We start from the raw sequence: 5,740 nt of genomic DNA on the forward strand, positions 1-5,740 counted from the left end.
CCCCTCCCCCGGCACGCCCCTCGGCGTCGGCATCGCCGTGCCGGGACCGCTGGACGCCGACGCGGGGGTGGTGCTCGACCCGCCGCTGTTCGGCGGCTGGCACGACATCCCGCTGCGGGCCGCGCTCGCCGAGCGGTTGAACCTGCCGGTGACCGTGGAGAAGGACGCCACGGCGGCGGCGATCGGCGAGCGCTGGATCGGCGCGGCCGAGCGCTCGGGCGACTTCGTCTATCTCTACCTGGGCACCGGCGCCGGCTGCGGCGCCTTCCTCAACGGCGACGTGTACCGCGGCCGGACGGGCAACGCCGGGGAGTTCGGCCAGCTGTGCGCGCTGGCCGTGGGCCGGCTCACCCCGGAGGGCGGCCCGGCGATGGTGGACGAGTGCGCTCCCATGGCGTCGGCCGCGCGGAAGGCCCGCGCCGCCGGGCTTCCGTTGCCCGACTCCCCGGCGGCGTACGAGCGGCTGTGCGCCGCCGCGGCCGGCGGCGACGAGCGGGCGGTGGCCGCCGTCCGCGAGGTGGCCCGGGTGGTGGCCAGGGGGGCGAGCGGCGTGACCGACCTCCTGGACACCGGCCTGCTGATCGTGGGCGGGCCCGCCGTGCCGCCGGCCGTCGCCGGCCTCTTCCTCACCGAGATCTCCGAGGCGGTCAACCGGTTCCCGGTGGCCCGGCGGGTCCGGCGGGTGCACGTGGCGCACTCGCTGCTGAACGAGTCGGCCGCGGCGATCGGCGCCGCCTCGGGCGTCTTCCACGCCGCGTTCGCGCCCCGGCTGCGCACCGGGTCCGGGGGGCAGGGCGGCTGGTGACGCGTCGGGGGTTTCCGTGGGCCGGCGGCGGGTAGGGCTTGGGCCCCGTCCCGCGGCTCCGGGTCCCGATCGAGGCCGTAAGTCAATCAGTTCGATTTATGATATCGTCGCCGGTCAGCGGCTCACCCAGGTCCGCACGCCCGTGCGCAGGGGAGAGGGAGAGACGATGTCGGCCGTGACGTTCGAGCGTCCGCCCGTTCGGCGCGGCACCAACCTGCCGCGGATGGGCGACTTCAACGAGTCGGTGATCTTCGACGCCATCCGCCGCGAGCCGGACGGGCTCAGCCGCGTGGAGCTGGCGTCGGCCACCAAGCTGTCGGCGCAGACCGTCTCCAACATCTGCCGACGACTGCTGGACCGCGGCATGATCCACGAGGCCGGCAAGAAGAGCGGCCAGGGCGGCAAGCGGCGCACCCTGCTCCAGGTGAACCCGGCCGGCGGTTACGCGATCGGCGTGCACCTCGACCCCGCGGTCATCACCTACGTGATGCTCGACCTGCTGAGCAACGTCGTGCACCGGATGCGGCGGCCCACGCCGCAGGCGGTCGACCAGGAGGAGACCCTGGCGGAGATGAGCTCCGCCGTGGACACGCTGATCGAGCGCTCGGCGGTGGACCGCGGGCGGATCCTCGGCGTGGGCATCGCGGTGCCCGGGCCCGTCGAGGTGGGCTCGGGTTCAGTGGTCGAGCCGCCGCTGCTGTCCGGCTGGCACCGGGTCCCGCTGCGGGACTACCTGTCGGAGAAGACGCGGCTGCCCGTGCTGATGGACAAGGACGTGATCGCCGCCGCCATCGCCGAGCGCTGGGCCGGCGCCGCCGCCCACTCGGGCAACTTCCTCTTCTTCTACCTCGGCACCGGCTCCGGCATGGGCGCGGTGGTGGACGACGTGGTGCTGCGCGGCGTGTCGAACAACGCCGGCGAGGTCGGCGGGCTCGACGCCAACTGCACCACCCAGGCGCTGGTCAACGAGGCCATCGAACGCGGCGTCCTCGGCCCCGACGCGGCCCCCGCCGACCCGCGCGAGGCCGAGCGGAGCCTGCAACGCCTGGTGGCGCTCGCCGACGAGGGCGACGAGACCGCCGCGGAGATCATCGACGGCTGGGCCCGGCGGGTCGCGCACGGCGTGTGCGCCGCGGCCACCCTGCTCGACTCCGAACTGATCGTCTTCGGCGGCCCGATCTGGCCGCACCTCTCCCGGCGCTTCCTCGCGGTGGTCGAACCGTTCGTGGCGGGTTCGCCGTTCGTGGAGAAGATGCACGACACCGCGGTCACCAGCACCGCCATCGGCGACGACGTGGGCGCCATCGGCGCGGCCTGCCTCGTGCTCGACCAGATCCTCTCCGCCCAGGTGAAGTCACTCCTCATCGCCTGACGGCCGTAGGTGACGGCGGGCGCCGACGCGCCCCGTCACGCGGCCCGGCCCTCGCACGTCTCCCCCACCGCCGGCACCCACCGGCGGCACCCACCGGCGGCCTCTCCCGCACGGCTGACGCCGCCGCACCCCGCCCTCCGGGCATCCGTCGCACCCTGCCCTGTCGCGACTCTTGACACCGTACATCAATTCGATTTAGCTACGCTCCACCCCTCGGCGGCCGACCTCAGGTCCCGCCCGTCGCCGTGCGTCGAAAGGAAGTTGCCGTGCACCGACAACGCCGTCGTGTCGTTCGCCCCGCCACGCTGTTCACCGTCCTCCTGTTCGCCGGATCACTGGCCGCCTGCGGTGGTTCCGGCGGTTCCGGCGGTTCGGGAGGCGATGACGGCACCCTGACCCTGTGGACCTTCAAGCAGTCCCATGTCGCCGCCCTCCAGGCCGCCGCCGACGCCTACCGGGAGGAGTCGGGAGTGGCCATCGAGGTGGAGGCGGTCACCCCCGACGAGGCCTTCGTCACCCGCACCCAGGCCGCCGCGCAGACCGGGGACCTGCCGGACCTGTTCGAAACCCACATCCACGGCGACGACTTCACCTTCGGCGGCGCGGGCCTGCTGGAGGACCTGTCCGACGACGTGACCGACGAGTGGCTGTCCCGGTACTCGGAGGCCGTGCGCGACGCCGGCACCGTCACGCCCGACTACTACGAGGACTCCCTGGCGCCCGACTCGAACCTGGCCGGCATCGAGGAGGGCCAGCGCTTCAGCGTCCCGCTGACCATGGGCACCTTCGGCATCGTCTACGCCGACGCCGAGCGCCTCGCCCAGGCCGGGGTCACCGAACCCCCCGCCACCTGGGAGGAGTTCATCGACGTCCTGGCCGCGGTCGACGAGGAGTTCCCGGAGAACGGCGGCCTCAGCGTCGGCCTGCAGAGCCCCACCACCGGCCTGGAGTGGATCCTCCAGCCCATGGCGTACGGCCAGCTCGGGCAGGACGGCTTCGAGGCGCTGTTCTCCGACGACGCGAACACCGACTTCGCCTCCCCCGACGGCCGGGCGGTGCTGGAGAACTACGGCGAGATCCAGCCGTACTGGACGCCGGGCACCCAGACGCTGCCCATCGACCAGGCCGATCTCTCCTTCGCCCAGGGCGAGTCGTCCTTCCTGGTCGGCGGCACCTTCACGCTGGCGTTCCTGGAGCAGAACGGCTTCGACACCGACAACCTCATGACCTTCCCGGTGCCCGCGCCGTCCGGCGGCGCCATACCCGAACTGACGCTGGCACCCTTCGGGCTGACCGGCCTCTCGGTCTCCGCCACCACCGGCGACAAGGAGGGGGCGCTCGGCTTCCTCGAGTACATGGCCGCCCCGGACGTCGCCGCCGACTTCGCCCAGGCGGCCCTCGACGTGCCGTCGACCGACCTCGGCGACGACCCGACCCAGGCGGTCGGCCCGGTGCTCGGCCAGATGATGGAGACCCTGTCCAGCGCCGCCGAGGCCTACAACCCGGGCGACACGACGTACAAGCCCAGCGGCTACGACGGCGAGGAGGTCGCCGCGCTGCTGATGGAGTACACCCCCCTGGCCCGCACCGACGCCGCGGGCGCCGGCGGCGAGATGGCCGACCTCATCACCTCCTACTGGAACCAGCAGCGGTGAAGCTCACCGAGCGGGGTCGCGCCGTGGGACGGAGCGGCCGGCTGCGGGAGGCCGCCTGGGGCTACACCTTCGTCGCGCCCGCGATGGTGCTGTTCGCCGTGATGGGCCTCTACACCATCGGCTACGGGTTCTCGCTCTCCTTCGCCGAGTGGAACGGGTTCACCCCGAACTGGACCTGGGTCGGCCTGGACAACTACGCCGACCTGCTGTGGCGCGACCCCGTCCACGCCCCCGCGGTGCGCGAGGCGGCCACCAACACGCTGTGGGTGGTGATCGCGGTGCCGGTGCTGACGATCGCCATCAGCTTCCCGCTCGCGGTGCTGCTCAACTCCGTCAAGCGGTTCAGCGGCGTGCTGCGGTCGGTGTACTTCCTGCCGCACGTGACCGCGGGCGTCGCGGTGTACTTCTCCTGGCAGTACATCCTGGAGCCGAACGGCGCCATCAACACCCTGCTCGGCGCACTCGGCCTCGGCTCGCTCGAACAGCCGCAGGGCTGGCTCGGCAACCCGGACACCGCGCTCGGCACCCTCGTCGTGGTGATGGTGTGGTCGGCCGTGCCGGTCGCCGTCCTGCTCTACCTGGCGGCGCTGCAGTCGGTGGACCCGGCGGTGCTGGAGGCCGCGCAGATCGACGGCGCCGGCTGGTGGCGCACCAACTCCGCCGTCGTCTGGCCGCTGGTGCGCACCACCACGCTGGTCGTCGGCCTGCTGGAACTGCGGGACGCGCTCCAGGGGTTCCAGGTCTTCCTGGTCATGACCAACGGCGGCCCCGGCAACCACACCAACGTGCTCGGCCTCCAGACGTACACGTACGCCTTCCAGTCCGAACTCCGCCCGACCCTGGGCCTGGCCAGCGCGCTGGGCTGGCTGCTGTTCCTCGCCGCGCTGCTGATCGCGCTGCTCTCCCACCGGGCCACCAGGAAGGCGGCGTGATGGCCACCGACATCGTGACCGCGGCGCCGAAGGGCGCCGGCCGGGCCGCCGTTCCGGTGCGGCCCCTCCCCCCTCGCCGCCGCGGTTCCCGCCGCGTCGCCCGGGTCGTGGTGTTCACGCTGCTGGCCGGCTACGGGGCCGTCAGCCTGTACCCGTTCCTGTGGATGGTGTCGGCGGCGTTCAAGACCAGGGAGGAGGTGGTCTCCGGCACCCATCTCATTCCGCGTGAACCGACGTTGGCGACGCTGTCGGACACCTGGAACCGGCTGGACTTCTTCGACTACTTCCTCAACAGCCTCCAGGTGACGGTGTTCACGACGCTGATGACCGTCGTGGTCTACGCCTGCGCCGGGTATGCCTTCGCGGTGCTCCGCTTTCCCGGCAGGGCCGCGCTGTACCGGCTGTTCATCGCCCTGCTGTTCGTGCCGGGCGTGGTGACCCTGCTGCCGATCGTGCTGCTGGAGAACCGGATCGGCATCCTGGGCACCCACTGGGGCCTGATCCTGCCGTTCGTCAACGGCTCGGCGCCGCTGTCCGTCCTGCTGCTCACCAACGCCTTCGCCGCGGTGCCCACCGAGCTGCGGGACTCCGCCCGGATGGACGGCGCCGGCGAGCTGCGGATCTTCGGGAGGGTCTTCCTGCCCCTGGCCCGGCCGGCCCTGATCACGGTGGCGCTGCTGACGGCGATCCCCACCTGGAACGAGTACCTGCTGACCCGGGTCTCGCTCAACGATCCCGGCACCTACACGCTGCCGATCGCCCTGCAGTCGCTCCAGTCGGAGCAGACGATCGAGTACAACACGCTGATGGCCGGCGCGCTGATCGTCGTCGTGCCGATCGTGCTCCTCTTCCTCAGCGCCCAGCGGTACTTCGTCAACGGGTTGGTGGGCTCGGTCAAGGGGTGAGGCCCCGGCCGTCGTCGGCCACGCCACGCCACGGGCGCGGCCGACGGCGGCGGCGGGTCAGACGGTGGGCC

At 72.3% G+C, this 5,740-nt stretch carries 5 protein-coding genes; all 5 read left to right on the forward strand.

The genetic code is table 11. The features are described from left to right. Nucleotides 1–805: ROK family protein (locus E1283_RS30345; protein ID WP_132821382.1), on the forward strand; the 805-nt coding region annotated here is incomplete at its 5' end. Nucleotides 806–971: 166 nt separating this feature from the next. Beyond that, nucleotides 972–2,177 (forward strand): ROK family transcriptional regulator, encoded by a 1,206-nt coding sequence (locus E1283_RS30350; protein WP_243745210.1) that lies wholly within the window; start codon nt 972–974, stop codon nt 2,175–2,177. Between the two features lie 266 nt (nt 2,178–2,443). After that, nucleotides 2,444–3,832 (forward strand): ABC transporter substrate-binding protein, encoded by a 1,389-nt coding sequence (locus E1283_RS30355; protein ID WP_165956302.1) that lies wholly within the window; start codon nt 2,444–2,446, stop codon nt 3,830–3,832. Beyond that, complete coding sequence (locus tag E1283_RS30360; RefSeq protein ID WP_243745211.1) at nt 3,829–4,764, forward strand: carbohydrate ABC transporter permease; 936 nt, start codon at nt 3,829–3,831, stop codon at nt 4,762–4,764. Before E1283_RS30355 ends, E1283_RS30360 begins: the two co-directional genes overlap by 4 nt. Then, entirely contained in the window at nt 4,764–5,669 is a 906-nt protein-coding gene (locus E1283_RS30365; protein ID WP_132821384.1) for a carbohydrate ABC transporter permease, read from the forward strand. The genes E1283_RS30360 and E1283_RS30365 overlap by 1 nt, the downstream gene beginning before the upstream one ends. The last annotated feature ends 71 nt before the right edge of the window (nt 5,670–5,740 follow it).

Source organism: Streptomyces hainanensis (assembly GCF_004348415.1).
Taxonomy (GTDB): Bacteria; Actinomycetota; Actinomycetes; order Streptomycetales; family Streptomycetaceae; genus Streptomyces; species Streptomyces hainanensis.